Source organism: Nonomuraea sp. NPDC054003, from assembly GCF_055585125.1.
Genome location: NZ_JBVJKR010000001.1, coordinates 64590 through 88261, shown reverse-complemented (window position 1 = coordinate 88261; position 23672 = coordinate 64590). Strand labels below are relative to the sequence as shown.

General features: G+C 73.4%; 24 protein-coding genes. 2 read left to right on the top strand and 22 right to left on the bottom strand.

The window, feature by feature from the left end:
• Positions 1 to 2: 2 nt before the first annotated feature.
• Positions 3 to 1169 (top strand): cysteine desulfurase family protein, encoded by a 1167-nt coding sequence (locus ACZ6YG_RS00425; RefSeq protein WP_466016792.1) that lies wholly within the window; start codon positions 3 to 5, stop codon positions 1167 to 1169.
• A 49-nt stretch (positions 1170 to 1218) separates the two neighbouring features.
• On the opposite strand, the gene ACZ6YG_RS00420 is transcribed toward ACZ6YG_RS00425, so the two are convergent.
• From ACZ6YG_RS00420 to ACZ6YG_RS00325, 20 genes are all read right to left on the bottom strand, one after another.
• Entirely contained in the window at positions 1219 to 2223 is a 1005-nt protein-coding gene (locus ACZ6YG_RS00420; RefSeq protein WP_148030036.1) for a hypothetical protein, read from the bottom strand.
• A gap of 15 nt (positions 2224 to 2238) precedes the next feature.
• Positions 2239 to 3117 (bottom strand): glucose-1-phosphate thymidylyltransferase RfbA, encoded by an 879-nt coding sequence (rfbA, locus tag ACZ6YG_RS00415; protein WP_364236620.1) that lies wholly within the window; start codon positions 3115 to 3117, stop codon positions 2239 to 2241.
• A gap of 22 nt (positions 3118 to 3139) precedes the next feature.
• Entirely contained in the window at positions 3140 to 4291 is a 1152-nt protein-coding gene (locus ACZ6YG_RS00410) for an ABC transporter permease (protein ID WP_148030034.1), read from the bottom strand.
• On the bottom strand, positions 4288 to 5460 hold the full coding sequence (locus ACZ6YG_RS00405; RefSeq protein WP_271280389.1) for an ABC transporter permease: 1173 nt from the start codon (positions 5458 to 5460) through the stop codon (positions 4288 to 4290). Before ACZ6YG_RS00405 ends, ACZ6YG_RS00410 begins: the two co-directional genes overlap by 4 nt.
• A 14-nt stretch (positions 5461 to 5474) precedes the next feature.
• Entirely contained in the window at positions 5475 to 6413 is a 939-nt protein-coding gene (locus tag ACZ6YG_RS00400) for an ABC transporter ATP-binding protein (protein ID WP_466016791.1), read from the bottom strand.
• Entirely contained in the window at positions 6410 to 7438 is a 1029-nt protein-coding gene (locus ACZ6YG_RS00395) for a right-handed parallel beta-helix repeat-containing protein (protein ID WP_466016790.1), read from the bottom strand. The genes ACZ6YG_RS00400 and ACZ6YG_RS00395 overlap by 4 nt, the downstream gene beginning before the upstream one ends.
• The gene (locus ACZ6YG_RS00390; RefSeq protein ID WP_345483254.1) at positions 7435 to 7962 is read right to left on the bottom strand and encodes a 4'-phosphopantetheinyl transferase superfamily protein; all 528 of its coding nucleotides are present in this window, start codon (positions 7960 to 7962) and stop codon (positions 7435 to 7437) included. Before ACZ6YG_RS00390 ends, ACZ6YG_RS00395 begins: the two co-directional genes overlap by 4 nt.
• Positions 7959 to 8759 carry an alpha/beta fold hydrolase gene (locus ACZ6YG_RS00385; protein ID WP_261808376.1) on the bottom strand — a complete coding sequence of 267 codons (801 nt, stop codon included), beginning with the start codon at positions 8757 to 8759 and terminating at the stop codon, positions 7959 to 7961. Before ACZ6YG_RS00385 ends, ACZ6YG_RS00390 begins: the two co-directional genes overlap by 4 nt.
• Before the next feature lie 35 nt (positions 8760 to 8794).
• On the bottom strand, positions 8795 to 9652 hold the full coding sequence (locus ACZ6YG_RS00380) for an ester cyclase (protein WP_466016789.1): 858 nt from the start codon (positions 9650 to 9652) through the stop codon (positions 8795 to 8797).
• Complete coding sequence (locus ACZ6YG_RS00375) at positions 9645 to 10127, bottom strand: holo-ACP synthase (protein ID WP_466016788.1); 483 nt, start codon at positions 10125 to 10127, stop codon at positions 9645 to 9647. Before ACZ6YG_RS00375 ends, ACZ6YG_RS00380 begins: the two co-directional genes overlap by 8 nt.
• Entirely contained in the window at positions 10124 to 11032 is a 909-nt protein-coding gene (locus ACZ6YG_RS00370; protein WP_466016787.1) for an ACP S-malonyltransferase, read from the bottom strand. Before ACZ6YG_RS00370 ends, ACZ6YG_RS00375 begins: the two co-directional genes overlap by 4 nt.
• 14 nt (positions 11033 to 11046) lie before the next feature.
• Complete coding sequence (locus ACZ6YG_RS00365) at positions 11047 to 11916, bottom strand: alpha/beta fold hydrolase (RefSeq protein ID WP_148030028.1); 870 nt, start codon at positions 11914 to 11916, stop codon at positions 11047 to 11049.
• Positions 11913 to 13151 carry an NAD(P)/FAD-dependent oxidoreductase gene (locus tag ACZ6YG_RS00360; RefSeq protein WP_148030027.1) on the bottom strand — a complete coding sequence of 413 codons (1239 nt, stop codon included), beginning with the start codon at positions 13149 to 13151 and terminating at the stop codon, positions 11913 to 11915. The genes ACZ6YG_RS00365 and ACZ6YG_RS00360 overlap by 4 nt, the downstream gene beginning before the upstream one ends.
• Positions 13152 to 13156: 5 nt before the next feature.
• On the bottom strand, positions 13157 to 13885 hold the full coding sequence (locus ACZ6YG_RS00355; RefSeq protein WP_219548594.1) for a nitroreductase family protein: 729 nt from the start codon (positions 13883 to 13885) through the stop codon (positions 13157 to 13159).
• Entirely contained in the window at positions 13882 to 16281 is a 2400-nt protein-coding gene (locus ACZ6YG_RS00350; protein WP_466016786.1) for a beta-ketoacyl synthase N-terminal-like domain-containing protein, read from the bottom strand. The genes ACZ6YG_RS00355 and ACZ6YG_RS00350 overlap by 4 nt, the downstream gene beginning before the upstream one ends.
• Positions 16282 to 16314: 33 nt before the next feature.
• Complete coding sequence (locus ACZ6YG_RS00345) at positions 16315 to 17391, bottom strand: aminomethyl transferase family protein (protein WP_466016785.1); 1077 nt, start codon at positions 17389 to 17391, stop codon at positions 16315 to 16317.
• A gap of 3 nt (positions 17392 to 17394) precedes the next feature.
• Positions 17395 to 17883 carry a 3-hydroxyacyl-ACP dehydratase FabZ gene (gene fabZ, locus ACZ6YG_RS00340; protein WP_148030023.1) on the bottom strand — a complete coding sequence of 163 codons (489 nt, stop codon included), beginning with the start codon at positions 17881 to 17883 and terminating at the stop codon, positions 17395 to 17397.
• Positions 17880 to 18170 carry an acyl carrier protein gene (locus tag ACZ6YG_RS00335; RefSeq protein ID WP_148030022.1) on the bottom strand — a complete coding sequence of 97 codons (291 nt, stop codon included), beginning with the start codon at positions 18168 to 18170 and terminating at the stop codon, positions 17880 to 17882. The genes fabZ and ACZ6YG_RS00335 overlap by 4 nt, the downstream gene beginning before the upstream one ends.
• A 48-nt stretch (positions 18171 to 18218) precedes the next feature.
• Positions 18219 to 18968: a 3-oxoacyl-ACP reductase FabG gene (fabG, locus tag ACZ6YG_RS00330; RefSeq protein WP_187281015.1), complete on the bottom strand. Its 750-nt coding sequence runs from the start codon at positions 18966 to 18968 to the stop codon at positions 18219 to 18221.
• 75 nt (positions 18969 to 19043) lie between these two features.
• On the bottom strand, positions 19044 to 19190 hold the full coding sequence (locus ACZ6YG_RS00325; RefSeq protein ID WP_261808894.1) for a hypothetical protein: 147 nt from the start codon (positions 19188 to 19190) through the stop codon (positions 19044 to 19046).
• On the opposite strand from ACZ6YG_RS00325, the gene ACZ6YG_RS00320 reads away from it, so the two are divergent.
• Positions 19137 to 20702 (top strand): FAD-dependent monooxygenase, encoded by a 1566-nt coding sequence (locus tag ACZ6YG_RS00320; RefSeq protein ID WP_466017165.1) that lies wholly within the window; start codon positions 19137 to 19139, stop codon positions 20700 to 20702. The two genes, ACZ6YG_RS00325 and ACZ6YG_RS00320, sit on opposite strands and share 54 nt — an antisense overlap.
• A gap of 182 nt (positions 20703 to 20884) precedes the next feature.
• On the opposite strand, the gene ACZ6YG_RS00315 is transcribed toward ACZ6YG_RS00320, so the two are convergent.
• Complete coding sequence (locus ACZ6YG_RS00315; RefSeq protein ID WP_148030020.1) at positions 20885 to 22324, bottom strand: AfsR/SARP family transcriptional regulator; 1440 nt, start codon at positions 22322 to 22324, stop codon at positions 20885 to 20887.
• Entirely contained in the window at positions 22324 to 23490 is a 1167-nt protein-coding gene (locus ACZ6YG_RS00310) for a macrolide family glycosyltransferase (RefSeq protein ID WP_466016784.1), read from the bottom strand. Before ACZ6YG_RS00310 ends, ACZ6YG_RS00315 begins: the two co-directional genes overlap by 1 nt.
• Between the last annotated feature and the right edge of the window lie 182 nt (positions 23491 to 23672).

Below are 23672 nucleotides of genomic sequence, written 5' to 3'. Positions count from 1 at the left end.
TCATGAAGGTCATCTACCTGGACAACTGCGCCACGACCCGTGTCGACGACGAGGTGGTCGACGCGATGCTGCCCTTCCTGCGGGAGGACTTCGGCAACCCGTCGTCCCCGCACCTGCTGGGCAAGCGCGCCCGCCGGGCCGTGGACGGCGCCACCGAGTCGGTGGCCCGGCTCATCGGCGCGGACCCCGCGGACCTCGTGTTCACCTCCGGCGCGACCGAGAGCAACAACCTCGCGCTGCTCGGCATGTTCGGCCACGAGGACCGCGCCCCGGTCAACGCCGCCGTCTGCCCCACCGACCACAAGTCCTCGCTGTCGATCGGCCGCGCGCTGGCCGGGCGCGGCCTGGACGTCAGGACGATGCGGGTGCGCCCGGACGGCCGGGTCGACCTCGGCCACCTGGCGGGCCTGCTCGACCCGTTCTCCCGGGTGGCCACCGCCTCCTGGGTCAACAGCGAGATCGGCACCGTCCAGCCCGTCCGTTCGATGGCCGCGCTCTGCCACGAGGCCGGCGCCATGCTGCACGTGGACGGCGCCCAGGCGGCGGGCCGGATCCCGGTCGACGTCCGGGAGGCCGGGATCGACACCATGTCGATGTCGGGGCACAAGATCCGCGGGCCCAAGGGCGTCGGCGCGCTGTACGTGCGCCCGGAGATCCGGCACCGGCTGCGGCCCGTGCTGTTCGGCGGCGGCCAGTACGCGCTGCGCAGCGGCACGATCCCGACCCACCTCGTGGTGGGCATGGGCAAGGCGTGCGAGCTGGCGTCGGCCGGGATGGCCGCCGGGACGCGGCGGGTGCGCGAGCTGCGCGCGACGGCGCTGGAGATGCTCACGACCGGCTTCCCCGGCGTCCGCGTGAACGGCGACCCGGACGGCGGCGTCCCCCACGTGCTGAACGTCGTGCTGCCCGGCGTGCGCGGCGAGAGCCTGGTGTCGAGCCTGCGCTCGGTGGCGCTGTCGACCGGTTCGGCGTGCAACTCCGGCTCCCAGGAGCCGTCCCACGTCCTGACGGCCATCGGCCTGGACGCGGAGGACGCCAACAGCTCCGTGCGGATCTGCCTGGATTCCCGGCTGCCCGCCGAGGACCTCGTACGGGGCCTCGAACTGGTCCTGGAGCGGGCCCGCGCGCTCGCCGACGTGGTCGTGGCACTGGATGGGCCCCGCAGGTAGGAAGAGGCCGTCCGTCCGCCGCGTTCCCGGGAACGCGGCGGACGGGACGTCAACCGGCGGCCCCGAGGTATCTCCTGGCGGCCTGCACCCCGGCCTGGAACCTGCTGGTCGCGTCCAGGTCGCGCATCAGCGAGGCGATGTGCCTGCGGCAGCTGCGCACCGACATGCCGAGCTTCCTGGCCACGACCTCGTCGGTGTAGCCCTTGGCCATCAGCGCGGCGATGGCCTGCTGCAGGTCGTCGGCCACGTTGGCGTAGCCGACCTCGACGCCCTCCAGCGGGGTGGCGGTCTCCCACAGGTGGTTGAAGAGGTCCAGCAGGAACTGCGCGATGCCGTGGTTGTGCACCCGGGCGACGCTCGCCTCCCCGTCGTCCTCCACGCCGAACATGACGACCAGCGCCCGGTCGAAGACGACCGCCGACCTGGGCACGTGACTGACGGTGAAGACCGCCGCGCCGGCGTCCGTCAGCCGCTTCAGCAGCATCCGGGTGGACACGTCGGCCCGGTTGCGGTGCTGGCAGATGAGGCGCACCGTCACCCCTCTGGCCAGCAGCGTCAGATACATCTGTGACAGGTCCTCGACGTCGCCGCCACCGGCCTGCATCGCCAGCACCTCGTCGCGGCAGGCGTCGCCGGCCGTCTTCAGGAAGCCGCGCACCTCCATGGCTCCCACGAGATACTCCACCGCGCCGGCCGCCGAACCTCGGCCGGCGCCGGCGTACTCCGACTGCAACGCCCCCATCCGCTCGCGGATCTGGTCGATCAGCTCGCGGCGCTGGTAGATCTCCCGCTCCACCGAGGAAACCAGGGAGGCGGCGGCCAGCTCGGGGTCCACCGGCACGAACCGTACGCCCTCGCTGTCGTCGACCCTGAGCAGCCGGCTCTCCACCAGGTTCGCCACCGCCTCGCGCACGTCGCGGACGGTCAAGCCGAGATCTTCCGCGGCCACCTCGACGGCCTCGATCACGCCCTTGCGGGAGGCGTAGCGGTACACGTCGGTCACCAGATCGCCGAAGGCGGGCGATCTGCCCGGGAACAATGTCGTCACACTCATCGATCGGTCTTCCTCTCACCTGTTCATGAACTGCTCGGCCACCGAGATGACGTACTGGCCGTAGGTGGACTTCTCGAGTTCGACGCCGAGCCGATGACAGGCCTCGGCGTCGATGTAGCCCATACGGAGAGCGATCTCCTCCAGGCACGCGATGCGCACGCCCTGCCGGCGTTCCAGTAGCTGGACGTACTGGCCCGCCTGCAGCAGCGAGTCGGGGGTCCCGGCGTCGAGCCAGGCGAAGCCGCGGCCGAGGTCGACCAGCTTCGCCCTCCCCTGTTCCAGGTAGGCGCGGTTGACGTCGGTGATCTCCAGCTCGCCGCGCGCCGACGGGGTGAGGTTCTTGGCGATGTCCACGACATCGCCGTCGTAGAGGTAGAGGCCGACGATCGCCCGGTTGGACCTGGGCCGCTCCGGCTTCTCCTCGATGGACAGCAGCCGGCCGCCGGCGTCGGTCTCGGCGATCCCGTACCTGTGCGGGTCGTGCACCGGGTAGCCGAACAGCACGCAGCCGTCGACGGCGCGGCACTCCTCGCGCAGCAGCTCCTGGAAGTTGTAGCCGTGGAAGACGTTGTCGCCCAGGATGAGCGCGACCGGCTCGCCGCCCAGGTGGTCGGCGCCGAGCACGAGCGCCTCGGCGATCCCGTTGGGCTCCGCCTGCTCGGCGTAGGTGAGGCGGAGGCCGAGCCGGGAGCCGTCGCCGAGGAGCCGGCGGACCTGCGGCAGGTCCTGCGGCGTGGAGATCAGCAGGATGTCGCGGATCCCGGCCAGCATCAGCACCGACAGCGGGAAGTAGATGAGCGGCTTGTCGTTGACGGGCAGGAGCTGCTTGGAGACCGCCAGCGTCGCGGGCAGCAGCCGCGTGCCGCGCCCCCCGGCGAGCAGTATCCCCTTCATGCGAACCATCCCCTCCCGGCGTTCAGGTGACCCGGGTGCGCCGGTCGAACAGGACCAGGGAGCCGCCCAGCAGCAGGACGGCCATCCCGGCGAGCACGGCCACCTCGGTCAGGACCGCGCCGAGCCCGGTGCCCGGCCGGGTGAGTGTGAGCAGCGCGTCCATGCCCCAGGCGTGCGGGAAGGCGTGGCCGATGGCGTTGATGACCTCGCCCGAGGCCTCGCGCGGCCACAGGCAGCCGCCCAGCATGCCCAGCACGACGCCGAGCGGCGGGCCGATCGCGGGCGCCTGGTCGGGCGAGCGCAGCAGCGTGCCCACCAGGATCGCGGCGCCGGTGGCGACCAGTGAGAACACGCCCACGACCACGGCCACGGCGAGCGGGTCGCCCCACGAGACGCCGAACGCCAGCGAGCTCACCACCATGATCAGCACGGCCTGGGCGGCGGCCACCAGGAACCTGCTCACCGCCTCGCCGAACAGCACCGACCGCTGCCGCACGGGGGCGGTGAGCGCCCGCTGCAGCATGCCCAGCCTGCGGCTCTCCACCAGCGCCGCGGCGACCGCCATGGAGTTGATGAAGGTGAACAGCAGCAGGTTGGCCGGGGCGGTGTAGGCGAAGCCGCGCGGGTCGCCGCCGGTCGTGGCGGAGTCGTTCACCGAGACCCGGCCGGCCTCGGCCTGGGCCTGCCGCACGTACTCGGCGGCCTCGGTCTCGGTGGCGCCCGCGACGGTCGCCGCCCGGGTGGCCTCCAGCACGGCGGCCACCCGGCTCACCGAGACGTCCACCGCGCCGCGGGCGGCCATCCCGCTGCCGTTGGTCCCGGTCATGACCAGCTCCAGCCGGGTCGAGCCGGAGGGGACGACCAGGCCCGCCGCCAGCGATCCCTCCCGTACGCCGGAGCGCAGGTCGGCGGCGTCGTCCATGGGGATCACCGTCAGGTCCGGATGGCGGCGCAGCTCGGCCAGCACGGCGGTGGTGACCGGGTCCGAGCCCTCGGCGACGACGCCGACGGGCAGCCGGTCGGAGCCGGCGGTGCCGCCGCCGAGCGCCATCCCGACGAACGCGATGGACACGAACGGCATGATCACCATGAAGAACAGGCCGACCCGGTCGCGCGTGAGGCGTCGCAGGTTGGCGGCCACGAGCGCCGCCACCGGCCGCGGGCGTCCGCTCATAGCAGCAGTCCCTTCCTGAAGCCGGCGACGGCCGTCCCGCCCGCCGCCAGCGCGATGGCGCACAGCACGCCGATCGGGCCGGCCACCGCGCCGACGGAACCCGCCGCGCCCGCGCCCGCCAGCTCGGTCAGCGCCGTGGAGGTCCAGCCGTTCGGGGTGAGCAGCGCCACCGCGCGCAACGGCTCGGGAAGGTCGTAGAGCGGGACCAGGCTGCCGCCGAAGAACGCCGCCACGAACGAGACCACCATGATCACTCCGTCGGCCTGCGCGTCGGTCCGCACCCGGCTGGCCACCAGCATGGTGATCGCGGCGGCGGCCAGCACGTGCGCGACCAGCACCGCGAACACCGCGACCGGATCCCCCCAGGTGGTGCCGAAGATGAGCGTGGAGGAGGCCCAGCAGACGCAGACGCTGACCACGCCCAGCCCGAACCCGACGACCCCCTTGCCGGCGACCGGCACCCACGCCGCGACCGGACCGGCCCGTATCCGGTCCAGGGTGCCGAGCTTGCGCTCGGTGAGCAGGCCGCGGAACGAGGCGCCCACCACGAAGAAGGCGAACAGCGCCGCCATGCCGGAGCCGTAGTAGACCGACAGGTCCACCTTGCCGCCGGAGAGCGGGTCCTCGGCCAGGGTGAGCGCGGGACCCGCGGCCCCGTTCCGCTCCACCAGCTCCTTGACCCGCTCGCCGGGCACTCCGGCGAGCAGGACCGCGTGCACGGCGAGGGTCCTGGCGTCCACCACCGCCGAGATCCGGTCCACGACGGCGCCCGCGACCACCCCGGCCAGCGGCGACTCCGGCGAGGTGAGCACCGCGACGTCGCCGCCGCGCCCGGCCCCCACGCTCTGGCTGAACCCGGCGGGGAACACGATGGCCGAGCCGATCTCCCCGGCGTCCAGCGCCCGCCGCGCCTGCTCCTCGCCGGGCAGGTCGCGCAGGGTCACCGCCCCCTTCAGCTCCTCCGAGGCCAGCACCTCGCGGCGCACGGAGGCGGGGAACTCGCCGCGGTCCAGGTCCACGAAGCCGACGGTGGCGCGCAGCGGCGGATCGTCGCCGCCGAGCGCCAGGCCGAACAGGGTGGCCAGCGTCACCGGCACGATCACCGCGATGACGATCGCGGTGCCGTCACGCAGCCGGGTGCGCAGTTCGAGTGCGCTCACCGTGAGCATCGCCCGCCACATGGTCAGTCCCGTAAGGAGGTGCCGGTGAGGTGCAGGAAGGTCGCCTCGAGGTCGGGCTCGATGACCTGGGTGGCGGTGACGGTGGCGCTGCCCTCCACGGCGGAGATCAGCGCGGGCAGCAGGTATCTGCCGCCCTCGGCGATCAGCCGTACGGACTCGGCGCCGGTCCTGGCCGCCTCGATGACGCCTTCGACGGTGCGGAGCTTGGCGTAGGCCGCCTCCACGTCCCCGTCGAGCACCAGCTCGATCTTGTCGGCGCTGCCGACCATGGCGATCAGCTCGCGCCTGGTGCCCTCGGCGATGATCCGGCCGTGGTCGATGATCGCCACCCGGTCGCAGACCCGCTCGACCTCCTCCATGTAGTGGGAGGTGTAGAGCAGCGACATGCCGTCGCCGACCAGGAGTTCCAGGCCGTCGAGGATCGCCTTGCGGCTCTGCGGGTCCACCCCCACGGTCGGCTCGTCCAGGATCAGCACGTCGGGGCGGTGCAGGAGGGCGGCGCCGATGTTGATCCGCCGCCGCATCCCGCCGGAGTAGGTGTCCAGCCTGCCGTCGGCCCGGTCGGACAGCCCGATCAGGTCGAGCACCTCCTCGATCCGGGCGGCGAGCCCGCGCCGGGTCAGGCCGAACAGCCTGCCGAAGAAGCGCAGGTTCTCGCGGCCGGTCAGCTCCGGATACAGGGCGATCTCCTGCGGGACGTAGCCGATCCTCGCCTTGGCGCGCCTCGGGTCGGCCGCCAGGTCCGTGCCGCCGACCAGGACGGTGCCGGCGTCGGGGCGCAGCAGGCCGACGAGCATGGAGATCGTCGTGGTCTTGCCGGCGCCGTTCGGGCCGAGCAGGCCGTAGGCCTGGCCCGGCGCTATCGAGAAGCCGACGTCCTCGACCGCCGTCACGTCCCCGTACCTCTTGCGCAGGCCCTCGCAGGCCAGCGTGGCCGTCACCGCGGGCCCCAGCCCTCGGCGGCGGTCAGCCCGGGCGGCTCGCCCTTGTCGGCGACGTTCCCGGCGAACACCTGCCGCGCCAGGTCGGTGCCGAGCTGGAAATCGAGCGGGCTGTTGCCGGTGATCCGGTTCCACAGCACGTGGTTGTCCAGGGCGTCGTCGCCGCCCCACTCCCTGGAGGAGCCCATCACGAAACCCGCCCCCATCACGGACTCCCCGCTGGGGTGGTTGTCGTGGATGTGGTTGTCGACGACGCTCACCCGGTGGGTGCCGATCAGCGCCAGGCCGACGCCGGAGATCGGCGGCCCCGCCGCGCCGAGGCCGTCCGGCTCCACGCCGGCGGCCAGGTCGTTGCCGTACAGGTCGTTGCCGGCGACCAGGCAGTCACGCACGCCGCCCTCCGGCTCGCCCTCGTAGACCTGGTTGAGCAGCAGCACGCCGATCGCGTTGCCGTGGCAGGAGTTGCGCACCACCCGCGCGCCGGAGGAGTTGTCGACGAAGACGCCGAAGGCGTTGGCGAAGGTCTCGTTGCCGTCGAGCAGCGCGCCGGAGCGGGGGCAGAAGCTGAGGGCGACGCCGCCGTACTGGCTGCCCGAGGCCCGGCAGCCGGTGACCGCGCAGCCGCTCGACTCGCGCAGGTAGACGCCCCACACGGCGTTGTCCTCGGCGGTCACCTCGTGGACGGTCACGCCGGAGACGGTGTGGGCGTAGATCCCCGCCCCGGAGAAGCCGCGCACGGACAGCTTCTCCACCCGCACGTCGGCGACGCCCTCGCCGTGCACGGTCACGCCGCTGACCACGTCGTCGCCCGCGTCGTGCAACCTGGGCACGCCGACCGGCCCGCCCTCGCCAGGCGCCAGCACGGTCCGGCCGGCCCCGGCCCCGGTCAGGGTCACCCCCGGGTGCCTGATCCACACGTGCTGCCGGTGGACGCCCTCCGCCAGCGAGATCCGCGCCCCCGGGCCCGCCTCGTCCAGCGCCCGCTGGATCGACTCTCCGGGCCGTACCGTCATCGTCCGCGTCATCCCACGCTCCCGTCCACGAACACGATCGCCAGCGATACGAACAGGCCGTCGCCGCTCCCCCAGCGGGCGGCCCCGGCCACGATCCCGCCGTCGCCGCTCCGCCGTCGGGCCGCACCCGCCGCGGTCCCGGCGAGGGTTCGGCCCGCGCCGTCCGGGGCTGGGCGCAGCCGCGCCAGGGCGGCCCGGCCGCTCGCGCCCCGGACCGTGTACGCCGCGCCGCCGGTCAGCCGCAGCCCGGTCGAGGCGGCCAGTTCGCCGGCAGCCTCCTCCAGCAGGGAGGCGCTCCAGCCGGACGGCGGGCGGGCCTCGGCCTCGAAGTCGTGCCAGGTGAACCCGGGAGGCCGGCTGCCCACGGCCTTGATGAGGCTCTCCTTGACGGAGAACGCGGCCGGTCCGGGCCCCAGCGCGCGCTCGGCGGCGGTGGTGAGCCGGCGGGCGAACACGTCCCCGCCCCGGCGGGCCGCGCGGGCGATCCGGTCGACCTCCACGATGTCCACGCCCATGAGGGCGGCGCCGGCGCTCACGCCAACGCCCCCGAACAGCGGTCCGCGAAGGGCATCAGCGCGGCGGTGTACTCGTCGGCGCGCTCGACCATCGGGATGTGCCCGCAGTCCTCCACGAGCAGGATCTCGTTGCCCGGGTAGCCGGCCAGCACCTCCAGCCACGGATCGACGGGCGTCATCCTGTCGTGCCTGCCCCAGAGGTACATGGCCGGGCAGGACACGCGGTCCAGCGCCGCCCGCACCCGGTACCCGCGGGTGGCCTTGAGGCTGCGGGCCATGCTCACCATGGACTCGGGCCGCCGCAGCATGTCGCCGACCTCCGCCATGCGGTCGTCGGAGAACAGGCTGCGCCCGCCGTGGAACAGCGCGGCCACCATGCGCTCCCCGAACTCGTCGCCGAACGGCCGCACGCTCCCCCGCCGGTCGAAGCTGAGCCCGACGTCGGGGTCGGCGGTGAGGCCGGGCGCGCCGCTGACCACGATGCCGAGCACCCGGTCGGGGCGGCGGCCCGCCAGGTCGATGGCGACCAGGCCGCCCAGCGAGTTGGCGCACAGGATGATCTCGCCGGCCCCCGCCTCGTCGCAGGCGCGCAGCAGCGCGTCGCCGAGCCGCTCGATCGAGCCGGCGACCCGGCGGTCGAGCGCGCAGATGGCCTCGTTCGTACGCAGCACCGGCAGGCCGGCCCGCTCCAGGTGGCGGTAGGGGTGCTCCCAGATCCAGCCTCCCGCGAACAGCGCGGACATGAACACCACGGCGGGCCTGGGGCTGTCGCCGAGCCGGTGCTCGGCGGTGAAGTCCATCATCGAGGCTCCGGTCACTTCCGTCTCCACATGGTTCGCAGGGGGCTCGGGCATCACAGCGTGGCGGCGTCCTCCGGGGTCCACCCGCACGCGCACGCCGCGCCGTCACCGGTCGCGACGACGGCGGCGCAGCTTGGGCAGCGGGCGTAGTCCCGCGCGGAGGCGGGGTACCAGACGCTGGTGTGCACGCGGGTGCACAGGCCGCTCCTGAAGAAGCGGCGCATGGCCCGCTGGTGCGGCCGGGCGTGCACCGCGCGCAGCGACTCCGGCCGGTCGAAGGCGCTCAGCGTGAACTTGCGGTCGCCGGCGTCGAAGGTGGCCGCCCCGAGGAAGCCGCGCGACGCCCGCAGCGACTTGACGATCTCCACGCTGAGCAGGTCCACGTCGGCGGCCTCCGCGTCGTCGCGGATCTCCAGCCAGGTCAGCACCAGCGCGCCGGGGCGCTCGGTGCGGCCCGTGGGAACCCTGGCGCTCATGCCGTACTGGCGGGTCTCGTCAGCGGCCGGTACGAATCGCGCCGCGTAACCGAGCGCCTCGGCGAGCGCGAGCCTGTCGTAGCTCCTGCGGACGTGCGCGCCGTCCTGGTCGAGCGTCACCAGGTCGGTGCCGGACACCGTGACGGTCCCGTTCGTCGCCGGCATCCCCAGGTACGCGCCGCGATGACCGGCCCGCAACGTCCAGAAGACGGCGACCTCGTCCTCCCCGCCCACCATCCGCTCCACGAGAAACCGCTGACCGGCGAACCGCCCCAGCACCCGCGCCGCGTACCCGGCCAGCCCCTCACCGCTCAGCACGCCTCCCGAGTCGGGATCGGCATAGGACGCCGCCGTGGCCGCCACCGCCGCCGGATCCCCCGCGCTCCAGGCCGCCAGCTGCGCCTCCACGACCTTCCGCACCTCCACGTCACCCACGCGCCCCTCCCCACTCCAGAAGACGAGAGGAGAAAGGCACGACGCCCTCCACCACCCGGCCCCGGCGGTCGTCCTCCGGGAGGTGGGGGGAGGAGAGGGCGACGGCCAGGGCGTGGCTGCCGGTGTGGCTGATGGAGACGCGGATGCCGCGGGGGTCGGTCCGCGCGGCCAGGTCAGAGTGCAGGTGGACGGCCGGTGGGTGGCCGTCCAGGCAGGTCGCGTCGGCCTGGCAGGCCGGGGTGGGCAGGGGCAGGATCTCGACCTGGCCGAGGTGGGTCGCGGTCGGCGGCAGGCCGAGGAGCCGCAGCACCGCCCGCTTGCCGGCCAGCCGCCCGGCCCAGTGGTCCAGGGTGCGCCCCGACGACCGCACCCGCTCGGCGGAGGTGAAGACGTCCTCGACCCGCATCCCGTCGAGCAGCTCCACCGGCCGCGTGAGCCCGGCGTAGCCGACCGCCGCGCCGCCCCAGCGCTTCACGCCGCCACCTCCCTGGCCAGGCGGCGCAGGGTGCCGGGATCGGCCATGCTCAGGCAGCGCGCCCCGGCCCGGCGGGACAGCCCGGCCAGGACCTTGCTGTCGCCGACCTCCACCCCGGGCGCGACCGCGTCGACCGCGCCGACCGTACGGGTCCACAAGACCCTGCCGGTGAGCTGCGCCACCAGCGCCCGCCGGAGCGCGCCGAGGTCCGTGGTGGGCTCGCCGGTGACGTTCGGCACGACGGGGACGCGGGGCTCCCGCATCGGGGCCGCGTCCACCGCCGCCGCCCAGCCCGGCACCGCGCCGGCCATGAGCGGGGAGTGGTACGCGCCCCCCACCTTGAGCGGCACGATCTTGGTGGCGTCCGTGGCGAGCTTCTCCAGCCGGTCCAGAGCCGGGACCGCACCGGAGACGACCACATGACCGGGCGCGTTCTCCAGCCCCACCACGACGGGCTCCCCCGGCGCCGCGGCCGCCGACGCCAGCTCCTCCACCCTCTCGGCGGACAGCCCCATCACCGCGCGCATACCGCCCGCGGCCTGCCCGGCGCCGGCCATGAGCCGGGCGCGCGTCTCCACCAGGCGTACGGTCCCGGCCAGGTCGAGCACGCCCGCCGCGTGCAGGGCGGTCAGCTCGCCCACGCTGTGCCCGGCCACGACCGCGGGCTCGTACCCCTCCTCCGTCAGCACGGCCAGGGCGGCGAGGTTGCAGGCGGTCACCGCCACCTGGGCGTGCTCGGTCGACACCAGCCGGTCGAGCGGGCCGCGCGCGCACAGCGGCGAGATCGGCCGCGACAGCAGCGCGTCGACCTCGTCCAGCCGGTCGCGGGCCACCGGCCTGCGGCGCAGCCACGCCCCCATGCCGACCCGTACGGTGCCCTGGCCGGGGAAGAGATAGCCGAACATGAAGTGAGCTCCATTCACAGGCGGCGGCGCGGCCGGCGCTCCTCGTGGGCCGGCCGCTCGGTACCGAGGAAGCCGAGCAGCAGCTTGTTGACCTGGTCGGGGGCGTCGAGGGGCAGCCAGTGCCCGGCGTCCTCGATCCGTTCGTAGCGCCAGGGCCCCTTGACGAACTTGCCGGAGGCGGCCATGCCCTCCTCCAGCAGCGCCTTGTCGCCCGCGCCCCAGATGCCCAGGGCCGGCGCGAGCACCGGCGGGAAGCGGCGGGTGATCCGCAGCTCGGAGGCGGGCGAGCGGTTGGCGCGGTACCAGTTGAGCCCGGCGGTCAGCGCGCCCGGCCTGGCCAGGTCGCGCAGGTAGCGGTCGTGGTCGCCGTCCCTGCCCATGATCTCCTTGAACAGCCGCCAGCCGTTGCGGCGCAGCAGCTCCTCGCTCACGCCGGGGAACTGGTAGAAGAGCATGTACCAGGAGGCCGCCCGCTGCTCGATCGACGGCGTGGCGAAGACGCCGGGGTGACCGACCGACAGGGCCACCAGGTGGTCGATCCTGCGCGGCATGAGGAAGGCGTACATCCAGGCGATGGCCGCGCCCCAGTCGTGGCCGACGAGGTGCGGCCGTCTCACGCCGAGCTCCATCGTCAGCGCCACGACGTCGTTGACGATGGTCTGCATCCCGTACGCCTCGACCTCCTGCGGCTTGCCGGAGTCGCCGAAGCCGCGCAGGTCGGGCGCGATGACCCGGAAGCCGCCTTCGACCAGCGCGGGGATCTGGTTGCGCCACAGGTAGGATGAATCGGGGAAGCCGTGCAGCAGCACGACAGGAGGGCCCTCGCCCTCGTCGACGTAGGCGAGGTCGACGCCGTTGACGTGGACCGTCTTCTTCTCCATCATGCCGTCTCCCTGAACAACCGCTCAGCGAAGAACTCGCTGAAGCCGAACTCGGGCACCTCTTCGGGGGCGACCATGTTGAGCAGTCCCGTCACCTGCGCGGCGAAGTTCCTGGCCATCAGCCGGCGCACCCGGCGCCTGCGCTCGACGGCGGCGGGCCCGAACTCGACGTGCAGCCTGCTGATGATGGAGGCGCCGAAGTCCAGCCGCTCCAGGCGGAACTCCCGCTCCTCGACGTACGGCGCGAAGGCGGCAGGCGACCAGTCGGCCGAGCCGAGCAGGATGTCGCAGACGGTCCTGGAGTCGCGCAGCGCGCAGGACAGGCCGGTGCCGAGCACGGTGTCGGCGTTGCCGGCCTCGTCGCCGATCAGCACCACGCCCTCGGTCAGCGGCGGCCCCTCGGGGACGCTGGACACCGACGGCCACACCGACAGCGGCCCGGCGGGCGTGGCCGCGGTCACCGCCTTGCCGTGGTCGGGCAGGCACTTGAGCTCGTACGCGGCCAGGAACCGGTCCACGCCGCCGGGCCCCCGGTAGCGGTGCTTGTTCACGGTGGGGAAGTTGAGATAGAGGCGGGCCCGGCCGTAGCCCTGCGGGAAGACCATGAACATGACGTCGCCCTCGGTGCCCATGGCCTGCACGTCGGGCGGCCAGCCGTCCATGCCCTCGACCATCATGCCGCCGCCCCAGTGGTGCATGGAGTTGCGCATCGTGATGCCCACCTGGCGGCCGACCGTGCAGCCCCGGCCGGTCGCGCCGAGCACGATCCGGGGGCGCAGCTCGCGCGGGCCCAGCGGCGTGCCGTACGAGACGACCGGGCGCGGCCCCGGCGTGACCGTGATCTTGGCGGCCGCCATCTCCAGCCGGGCGCCGGCGGCCACGGCCTGCTCCGACATCAGCTCGCACACGGCGTGGTGCGGGAAGGCCATCGGGCCGCCGAAGCCGGGGATGAAACCGGTCATGTCCACGGCCTCGACCTCGTCGTCGGCGACCGCCTCGTCCCAGGTCATCCACTCGCGGATCTCCCAGCCGCCGCCGTCCCAGAAGCAGTCCTCCACGCCCAGGCGGCGGGCCTCCCTGATGCCCCACGGCGCCAGCCACTCGCCGCGCACCAGGTCCTTGTAGGCCTCCTGCTTCTCCAGCACCACCACGGACAGGCCGCCCGCCGCCAGCTTGCAGGCCGCGGACGCTCCGGCGATGCCGCCGCCCACGATGACGACGTCGGGCTGCTCGGACACGTGTGTCAACTCCCCCACCTCTCCCAGTAGGTGCGTTCCTCCGCGCTGTAGCGCTCAGCCGGGCGAAAGTCGGTTCCCAGGGTGTAGGCGACCGGGATCATGCACACCTGAGTGACCCCCGACGGGATGCCGAGCAGGCGCCCGACCTCCCGTTCGTGGGGGACGTGCAGGCAGGTGATGGTGCTGCCGAGGCCCCTGCTGCGCAGCGCGAGCTGGAAGGACCAGATGGCCGGGAAGATGGAGCCGTAGAAGATGCTGGCCCTGGTCTCGCCGTGCCGCACCAGGTGGCCGGGGTCCTCCGCGACCTTGTCCGCCATCCGCACCCGCCACGCCTCGTTGATGGCCGCGATGTCCGGCGGTCGGCCGAGCACGCACGGGATGACGAGGACCGGCACCGCTTCGAGCGTCTCGGTGAGCGCGAGCGCGGAGGCGTAGTTGCGCTTGGCGCGGGCGTCGTTGCGGCGGCGGCCGGCGTTGGTCCAGATGTCGTTGCGGTGGAAGGTCCAGGACGAGCGGATCATCTCCGCCAGCTTCGCCTTCACCGCCGGTTCGGTGATCACCAGCCAGCGCCAGTTCTGGTGGTTGTTGGCCGTCGGCGCCTGCACCGCGACCTCCAGCGCCTCCCGTACGATCTCGGGCGGTACCGGCCGGTCCAGGTCCAGCCGGCGGCGCACGGACCGCGTCGTCGTCAGCAGCCGGTCGGTCTCGGCCACGTCGAAGGGCGGTGTGCTCATACCGCCCCCAGCAGAACGGCGCCCGACACCGACCCGGGGGCGGCGGTGAGCGCGAGCGCCTGCTCCACCGGCCCCGGCAGCACGGGATCGGTCAGATACCGGCCGAGGTCCCCGGCGACCGGCCGGGCGAGCCCGGTGAGCGCGGGCGCGATCCCGTCGCGGACGGCCAGCGCGGCCATGGCGATGTTCATCGCCCCGCTCGCCGCCTGGCAGTCGCCGATCAGTGCGGCCGACGAGGTCAGCACCCCGCCCGCCGTCCCCAGCACCGCCGCCGCCTCCTCGCCGTCCCGCGACGAACCAGCACCCACCCCGACCACCACCCCCGCCCGCAACCCCAGCCCTCGCGCCACCCCGCCCATTGCGGAGGTCGAGGAGATGGGGGAGGTCCCGGAGTCCGGCGACTTCGCGGAGACCGCGAGTTCCGCCGTGGCCACGGACGTCGCCCCTCCCGCACCGACCGCTTCTGTAGGCGAACTGAGAGATTCAGCGGTTCGCGCGCCCGCCGGGACATGGGCGTCTGTGGGGTTGTGGGTGGCGTGGGTGGTGGCGAGCACTCGGGCGTAGGCCCGGCCGCCGCGGCCCGCGCAGTGGTCGGCGGACTCGACGACGAAGGCCACCGCCGCCGATCCCGGCACCGGCTCCGCAGCGCCTGTCTCGTACGGGGTCGGCGGGTCGGAGGGGTCACCGAACGCCTCGCCGGGCCGCTCGTCGGCCGCGACCACCAGGACCACCTCGGCCTTGCCCGCGCTGATCAGCTCAAGGGCGCAGTCGAGCGCGATCGAGGCCGACGCGCCGCCGTTGCAGATGGTGGTGGTCGGCCCGCGCAGGCCCAGTGTCTGGCAGACGGCTCCGCCGGTGGCGTTCAGCACGACGTTGGAGAAGCTCAGGACCGCCGGCTTGTTCGGGTTGAGCGCGATGCTCTCGTCGAAGCCGCCGGTGCTCTCGGCCGACCCCGCGCCGGTGGCGAAGATGAGCCCGACGTCGTCCAGCGCCTTCCTGGGCAGCTTCAGCCCCGCGTCCTCCCACGCCAGGCGCGAGGCCGCGATCGCCATCCGGGACAGCCGGTTCATGTGCCGCCACAGCGAGCGCGGCGCGTACGTCCGCCCGTCCAGCGACGGCGGGCGGCCCGCCGCGCGGAGCCCGGCCGAGATGGCGGCGCTCACCTCGGCGATGCCCGTGCCCGCGCCGGTGACCGGCCCCAGCCCGGTGATCACCGCCTCCCTGCGGGGCGGGTCCTCGTACGCGCGCGGCCCGCGTGGCCGCGTCAGCACGAGGGAGACGTTGTTGCCGCCGAACGCGTAGTTGTTGGACACGACCGTCTCGATGTCCATGGGCCGGGCCACGTTCGGCACGAAGTCCAGGTCGGTGGCCGCGGGCTCCCCGTCGAAGCCGATCGTGGGCGGGGCCACGCCGTGGCGCAGCGCCAGCACCGCGGCGACCGCCTCGACCGCGCCCGCCGCGCCGAGCGTGTGACCGAGGAAGGACTTGATGCTGCTGGTGGGCACCTGCCCGGCGCGCTCGCCGAACACCAGGCGCATCACCTTGGCCTCCATGGCGTCGTTGGCCGGGGTGCCGGTGCCGTGACCGCTGACGTAGTGCACGTCGCCGGGCGACAGGCCCGCGTCGGCGAGCGCGCGGCGCATGGCCGCGGCCCCTCCCCTGCCGGTCGGGTCGGGCGCCGTCGCGTGGTAGGCGTCGGCCGACAGGCCGTAGCCCGCGACCTCGGCCAGCGGGACCGCCCCCCGGGCCAGGGCCAGGTCCAGCGGCTCCAGCAGCAGGAAGGCCGCCCCCTCGCCCAGGTTGAGCCCGTCGGAGCGGCTGTAGGGGCGGCACGGGCCGGTGCTGAGCGCCTGCAGCCCCGCGAAGCCCGCGTACGTGCCGAACAGCAGCGGGTCCACGCCGCCGGCCAGGACGGCGTCCGCCTCGCCGGCCAGGATCTTGTCCTTGGCGAGGCCGACCGCGTTCCCGCCGGCCGCGCAGGCGGTCGAGACCAGGATGCGGGGCCCGCGCAGGCCCAGCCGTTCGGCGACCACGTCGCCGGTGCGGTGCATCGGCTGGTAGCGCCCCGCCTGGTCCGGTGTCGCCTGGCACTTGCCGAGGATGATCCCGAACCGCCCGGGGTCGGCGGCCGTCAGGCCCGCCATCGCCTGGCGCGCGGCGACGAGCGCCAGCTGGGCGGTACGGTCGAGAGAGGCGTCGGCGTCCGGCAGTTGCGACGTGATCCACTCGTCGGGCACCTGACCCGCGTGCCTGGCCTCGAACACCGCGTACGCCTCGTCCCGCACGGGGGTGAGGCCGCCGCTGCCGCTGGTCAGCCGGAGCCAGAAGTCCGCGGGGTCGCGACCGGCCGCGCAGATGATGCCCAGGCCGGTGACGACGACGGGCCGCAGCGCCATGGATGTCTCCTTCACGAGAAGCGGGCCGGCCGATCAGATGATCGGCACGCTCCAGCTCTTGGGGACGATGTAGGGACTGGTGAGCGTGGTGACGCCGACGCCGCCGGCCGACAGTTCGAGCCCGGCCGCGGCCAGGTCGCGGTCCACGCGGGCCAGGCCGAGCGTGGCGTTCAGCCCGACGCTGTGCACGGCGTGCACGACCTCGCCGATGACCTGGTCGCCCGCCATGAGCCGGGTGCCCGGTGCGGGCACGCCGACCGCGCAGGTGAAGCCGACGGTGGAGCGCCCGGCGCCCGACTCGAAGGCCTCCAGCACGGCCTCGCGGCCCACGAACGACTCCTTGGTGATGTCGACCAGCCAGTTGGCGCCGATCTCGATCACCGAGGCGCCCGGGGTGGCCTCGTGGCGCGGCATCGGCTGGCGGACCTCGAGCATCGCCAGCTCCAGGGCCTCCTGCCCTGCGGGGCGGGCGTGCTCGACCGACAGGCTCCACAGGCCCGGGGCCGACTCCCGGGGCACGATCATCTGGTATCCGTACTCGCCGGTGAAGCCCGTCCTGGCGAAGACGACGTCCACGCCGTCCCAGGTGGCCTCCGCCACGGACTCGAACGGCAGCGAGGCCAGCTCGGCGTCGATCAACCGGCCGACGACGCCCCAGGCGTACGGGCCCTCCAGCCCGACGATCGCCAGTTCCTCCGAGCGGTCGGCGATCTCGGCGCCCTCGTCGTTCCGCGCCCGCAGGTGCTCCAGCAGGCGGGCGCCCGCGCCGCAGGAGCTCTCCAGGAGGATCCCGTCCTCCCGGCCGAAGGCGATCACCTGGTCCACGATCCGCCCGTCCTCGTCGAGGACGAGGCTCATCATGCAGCGGTCGGAGGTGAGGTACTCCACGTCGCGGGCCAGCACCCGCTGGGCGAACTCGACCGCGGCGGGGCCGGTGATCTCGATGAGCCGGTGCCCGCCGAGGTCGATGACCGCGGCGCGTTCCCTCAGCGCCGTGTACTCCTCCGACAGCGCCTCGGGCGAGGCCGAGAAACGCAGCGGCACGGTCGCGTCGCCGATCTCGCCGTAGACGGTGCCCTCAGGATGCGTGGCCGCGAGGACGTTGGTCATGGTTCACACCTTTCGCACAGAACGTTGACCCGCCGGATCGGCGATCGTGAGAATTCCTTCGGCGGCCACCTGGCCCGCCACCCGGGCCGACACGCGGAACTCCGCGAATCCGCCGCCGCCTCCGGTCCGCTCGGCCGTCAGGGCGAGCTGGTCGCCGGGGACGACCGGGCGCCGGAAGCGCATCGACCTGACGCCCGCCAGGTAGCTGATCTCGCTGGCTCCGGCCAGGGCGAAGACCACGCCGGCGAGCTGGGCCAGCGCCTCGACGATCACGATCCCGGGCAGCACCGCCTCGTTCGGGAAGTGGCCCTGGAACCACAGCTCCGTGCCGGCGACGTTCTTGGTGGCCGTGCCCTTGACCCCCGGCTCCACCTTGCCGACCCGGTCCAGCAGCAGCATCGGCCAGCGGTGCGGCAGCACCGCGCGGATCTGGTCGTGGGTCAGCCCGTTCACCGGCCGCAGGCCGGCGGGCTTCGCCTCGGTAACCGTCATCCCCGGGCCCGCAGCGCCGGGTTGATCTCGTCGGCCAGCCGCGACACCGAGCCGAAGACGGCCATCTCGCTGTCGTAGAGCGCGACCCCGAACTCCGCCTCGATGGCGACGTAGAGTTCGAGCACGTCGAGGCTGTCCAGCTCCAGGCCCCGGCCGAACAGCGGCTGGTCGTCGGTGATCCAGCCCGGCTCGATCTCCAGGTCGAGCCGCGAGACGATCATCTTCTTGATCTGGTCGCAGGTCTGCTGGCGTTCGGCGGCCTTCGCGCGCAGTTCGTCGATGGTCATGATTTCTCCTAAGAACACGGCCTAGTGCCTTGGGTCGGGAGGGCCGGCTCACCCGAGGCCGCCGCCGTGGGCGACGACCACCGAGCCGGACATGTACGACGCCTTGTCGGAGGCCAGGAAGCTGACGATCGAGGCGATCTCCTCGGGCCGGCCCATCCGGCCGAGGCGGATGCGCGACTCGTACTGCTTCCTGATGGCGACGGGGACCTTGCGGGTCATGTCCGTGGCGACGAACCCGGGCGCGACGACGTTGGCCCGCACGCCGTGCGGGGCCGCTTCGTTGGACAGCGCGTGCGTGAAGGCGATGATGGCGCCCTTGGAGGCCACGTAGTTCGTCTGGCCGGGGAAGCCGCCGTCCAGCCCGCTGGAGGAGGACAGGGTCACGATGGAGCCGCTGCGCTGGTGCTGCATCAGCTTCAGCGCCTCCCGGCAGGTCAGGAAGGTGCCGATGAGGTTGGTGTCCACCGGGCCGCGGAACTGCTCCAGGCTCATGGCGATGAGGAAGCGGTCCTGGGTGATGCCGGCGCTGGTCACCAGCACGTCGAGGCGGCCGTGGTCGGCCCGGATCTCCCGGAACACGCGACGTACCGACTCCTCGTCGGTGACGTCCGCCCGCGCGCTCGTCGCGCTGCCGCCTTCCTCCTCGATGAGGGCGACGACCTCCTTGGCGTCCTGTTCCGACCTGGCGTAGTTGACGATGACGTGGGCGCCCTCCCTGGCCAGGTCGAGCGCGACGGCCCGGCCGATCCCGCGCGACCCCCCTGTGACCAGGGCCACGGAGCCTTGGGTGAACAGCATCGGCGTCTCCAGGAATTCGGCAATCGCAGAATGACTTGTCTGGATCTACCCCATGTAAGCTACTAACTGGGGATATCACGCCTGTATCATGCGGATATCCCCGCATTGACTGAGGTAATCGACATATTCGATGCTGACGCCATGGATCAGCGCGAGGCCGATGTATTGGTGGTCGGGGGCGGGCCCGTCGGATTGTCCGCGGCCATCGAGCTTTCCCGCCACGGAATATCCACCTTGCTGGTCGAAAAACACGAGGGGACGTCGCACTTCCCCAAGGCCCGGCTCATCACCACCCGCACGATGGAGATTTTCCGTTCGTGGGGAATTCAGGACGAGGTGGAAGCCGCGGGAATGCCGCGCGAAGAGTTCCTCGCCGTGGGCGTCGGCAGCTCGCTGACCGCGGACGACTTCGTACGGTCGGCGGCGGCGCTGCGGCGCGACGCCCCGCACAGCCCCACCTACACCTTCCTCTGCTCCCAGGACCTGCTGGAGGTCATCCTGCGCCGCACCGCCGAGTCGGGGCCGGCGACGGAGGTCAGGTTCGGCACCACCATGACGTCGATGCGCGAGGTCGCGGGCGGCGTCGAGGCGGTCGTCTCGGGCGGCGGCGAGGAGACCCTGGTGCGCTGCCGGTACGTGGTCGCCGCCGACGGCAGCCGCAGCGGGGTGCGCGACTCGCTCGGCATCAAGGCCGAAGGGCCGCCGGTGCTCGGCCACATGATCAGCATCATGTTCGAGGCCGACCTGGGCTTCCTGCCCCGCGACCGGCGGGCCGCGCTGTCCTTCCTGCGCGACCCGCCGTGCGCCGTGGAGGCGGTCGACAGCGGGCGGCGGTGGATGGTGCAGACCGGGTACGAGCCCGAGGAGGGCGGCAGCCCGGCCGACTTCACCGAGGAGGCTTGCCTGGCCGCCGTGCGCGCCGCCGTCGGGGTGCCCGGCCTGCCGGTCACCATCCTCGGCGTGATGCCCTGGCTGCAGCAGGCCAAGGTCGCCGACGGCTTCCAGTCCGGCCGGGTCTTCCTGGCCGGGGACGCCGCGCACGTGGCGACGCCCCAGGGCGGGTTCGGCATGAACTGCGGCATCCAGGACGCCCACAACCTGGCCTGGAAGCTGGCCGCCGTGCTGCGCGGCGCGGCGGGCCCGGCGCTGCTGGACACCTACACGGCCGAACGGCGTCCGGTCGCCGTGTGGACCGTGGACGAGAGCCTGAACAACGCCCTGATCACCTTCAACATGATGGAGGGGCGGCTGTCCATGCGGGAGGCCGTCGACCAGCAGGCGGGCCGGCGCAGCTGCGAAGGGCTGGTGCTCGGCTTCGCGTACGAGTCCGCGGCCGTGGTCCCGGACGGCACCCCCGCGCCCGCGCCCGCCGACCCCTACCGCACCTACGTCCCCTCGGCCCGGCCCGGCCACCGCGCCCCCCACGTGTGGCTGACCGGCCCCGGCGGGCAGGTCTCGACCCTGGACCTGCTCGGCCCCCGCTTCACCCTGATGACGGCGGACCCCGCGTGGGCGCGCGCCTCCGCCCAGACCGGCGCCGACCTGGCCACGGTCCAAATCTCCCCCACCGGCGCGTACGACTCGGCGACCTGGACAGAGGAGTACGGCGTCGGCGAGACCGGCGCGGTCCTCATCCGCCCGGACGGCCACGTCGCCTGGCGAACCACGTCCCCTCCGCACGACGCGGCGCAAGAGCTGTCCACAGCGCTCTCGGCCATCCTCGCCCGAAACTGACACCCGCCCCGACCGCAAGCGCGCAGGTCAAAGGCACCCGAACGCGGGCACGGCGCAGGCGGGCGCGCAGATCAGGCGCTCCTCGGACGCGGGCGCGCAGATCAGCGCCGCCCCGAACGCGGGCGCGCTGAGCATGGGCGCGGCGCACGCGGGCGACGCGGACGCAGGGAGCGCCGCGCGGGTCAGACGCGGGCGACGCGGGTGCGGAGGCGGGCGGCGCCGAGGCGGAGGGAGAGCGGGTTGCCGCAGGAGGTGGCGACGAGGTCGGTCACCGCCTCGGGGCCGAGCGCCGTGCCCGCCGCCCCCACGAGCATGTCCGCCAGCTCACGCGCCGCCTCCTCCCCCAGCGGCGCGAGGAACACGCGGTGCGCGCCCTGCCTGGCGACCAGGTCGTCCAGCGGGTCGGCGCTGGTCACCACGACCCGGCAGCCCGCGCCGCCCGGCAACAGGGACGCCACCTCGTCGCCGTCGCCGGCGTTGTCCAGCACCACCAGCATCCTTCGGCGGGCGGTCCGGCTGCGGTACAGGGCCACCTTCTCGGCATGGTCGGCGGGAAGGTCACGCTCGCCGAGCGCCCGCAGGAACCGGTCCAGCACGGCGTGGCCCTCGATGCCCGCGAGGTCGGCGAAGAGCTGGCCGTCGGGGAACCAGTCGATCCTGGCGTGCGCCCACCGCAGCACCAGCGTGGTCTTGCCGACCCCCGGCGGACCCGTGACCACAAGAGCGCCGGGCGCCTCCCGCCCGGGCCGCAGGGCGGCGTCGAGCCCGGCCAGCTCCCCGTCCCTGCCCACGAACGGCAGCACCTGCGGCGGCAGCTGGCTGGGCACGACCGGGGCGGGCCGCTGCGCGGGCGGGCGCATCAGCGCGGTCTCGTCGCGCAGGATCTGCTCGTGCAGCCGCCGCAGCGCGGGCCCCGGCTCCAGGCCGATCTGCTCCAGCAGGAAGCGCCGTGTCTCCTGGTACGTGCGCAGCGCCTCGGCCCGGCGCCCGGCGCGGTACTGGGCCAGCATCAGCTGGGCGCGCACCCGCTCGCGGAACGGCGACTCGGCGACCAGGGCGAGCAGCTCGGGGATCACCTGATGGTGCCTGCCCAGCTCGATCTCCAGCTCCAGGCAGGTCTCCAGCGCCTCCAGCCGCCACTCGGCCATCCGCGCGACGTCGTACCGCAGCCCTCTGAGGTCCTCGAACGGGCTGCCGCTCCACAGCGCGAGCGCCTCGCGCAGCAGCGTGACGGCGCCCTGCTGGTCGCGGGCGGCCTGCTCGCGCGCCCGCGCCACCATGGCGGTGAACCTGAGCCAGTCGATGCTGTCGTCGGGCGCCCGCAGGAGATAGCCGGGGCTGGAGGTCTCGATCACGCCCGCGCCGAGCCTGCGGCGCAGCCGTGACACGCAGATCGCGACCTGCCGCCAGGCGCTGCGCGGCGCGGAGCCGGCCCACACCGCCTCGACCAGCCGGTCCACGCTGATCACCCGGTTGGCGTTCAGGAGCAGGCAGGCGAGGATGGCCAGCTCCCTGTTGGCGCTCATCGGCAGCTCGTCGCCGTCCTTGAACACCCTGAGCGGCCCCAGCACGCGGAACTCGAAGGCGGGCCCCGGCGCGGGCCCGGACAGCGGCGCGCCCATCAGGCGGCCCCGGCCGCGCGGCGCCGGAGCACGTCGGCGGCCCGTGAGGTGCCGCCGGCGGCCCTGATGTCGCGGCGCATCGCCTCGGCGTTGCGCCGCGACTCCGGGTCAGCCGCCACCGCGAGGACCGCGTCGACCAGGCTCTCCGGGGTCAGCTCGGCCGGCTCGACGACCCGGCCGAGCCCCAGCTCGCCGATCCGCCGCGCGGCCGGCCGGTCGACGGCCGTGGCCGGCACCACGACCATCGGGCAGCCCCAGTAGAGGGCCTCCATGGCCGTGCCCATGCCGCCGTGGGTGACCGCCACCGAGGCGTGTTCGAGCACGCGCAGGTGGGACACCCACCGGCGCACCTCGATCGTGGGCGGCAGCGGGCCGAGCTCGGCCGGGTCCATGCCGTCGCCCAGCGTCACCACGCCGTGCCAGGGCAGCTCGGCGAAGGCGCGCACGCAGGTGCGCACCAGGTCGGGGCGCCCGCTGGCGACGGTGCCGAAGGACAGCAGCGCGACCGGCAGCCCGTCGCCCGGCGGCTCCCATCCGGACAGGAAGGCGCGCTCTCCGAGGCACGGTCCGACGAACGCGAACCGCTCGTCGAAGGTCTCGCCGGCGAACTGGAACGAGCGCGGCAGGGTGACCAGGTTGGAGTCCTGGACCTCCCACCACAGCTCGGCCGGGTCCGCCTCGACGCCGTGCGCGAGCGCCAGGTCCCGCGTCCTGCCGAGCATGTCGTCGACCCAGCCGGGCAGCTCCCGCTCCGCTTCCTGCCCGCCGTAGATGGACGAGAGGTAGGAGAAGTGGGCGTTCGACGCGAACACCGGGATCAGCTGCGTGGCCGGGAGCTTCCACTTCCTTGCCAGGATGCGGCCGGCGTGCAGGATCGAGATGTCGTAGACGATCAGGTCGGGCCGGTCGCGCAGCCGTTCGGCCGCCCGCAGCATCGCCGCGCTCTCGTCCAGGAAAAGGGAGAGCAGGCCCAGCGGGTCGTCCTCCAGCTTGCGCAGATCCACCGACTGGTAGGCCGAGTCGTAACAGAGCACCGTGGCGCCCGCGCCCTCGATCTGAGGCGCCATCGCGCGCGCGGTCAAATAAGTGACCCGGTTTCCCCGGCGGACCAATTCGGCGACCACGGCAAGGTGGGGAATCACATGACCGTGATCGGGCTGACACATGAAAAGAAAGTGCCGCGTCATGTCAACTCTCCCGCTGGTTCAGCGTATCGGTCGCTCACTCAAGCTAATGATCGGCCGCCGGAAGGCAGCACCCCTAAACTCCCCCTCACCGCGGTTCGCCTCCCCCTGATTCCACCCCCATTCCTAGGGGTTCCGCGCGGCCCGCGGCGCTGTTTACCCTG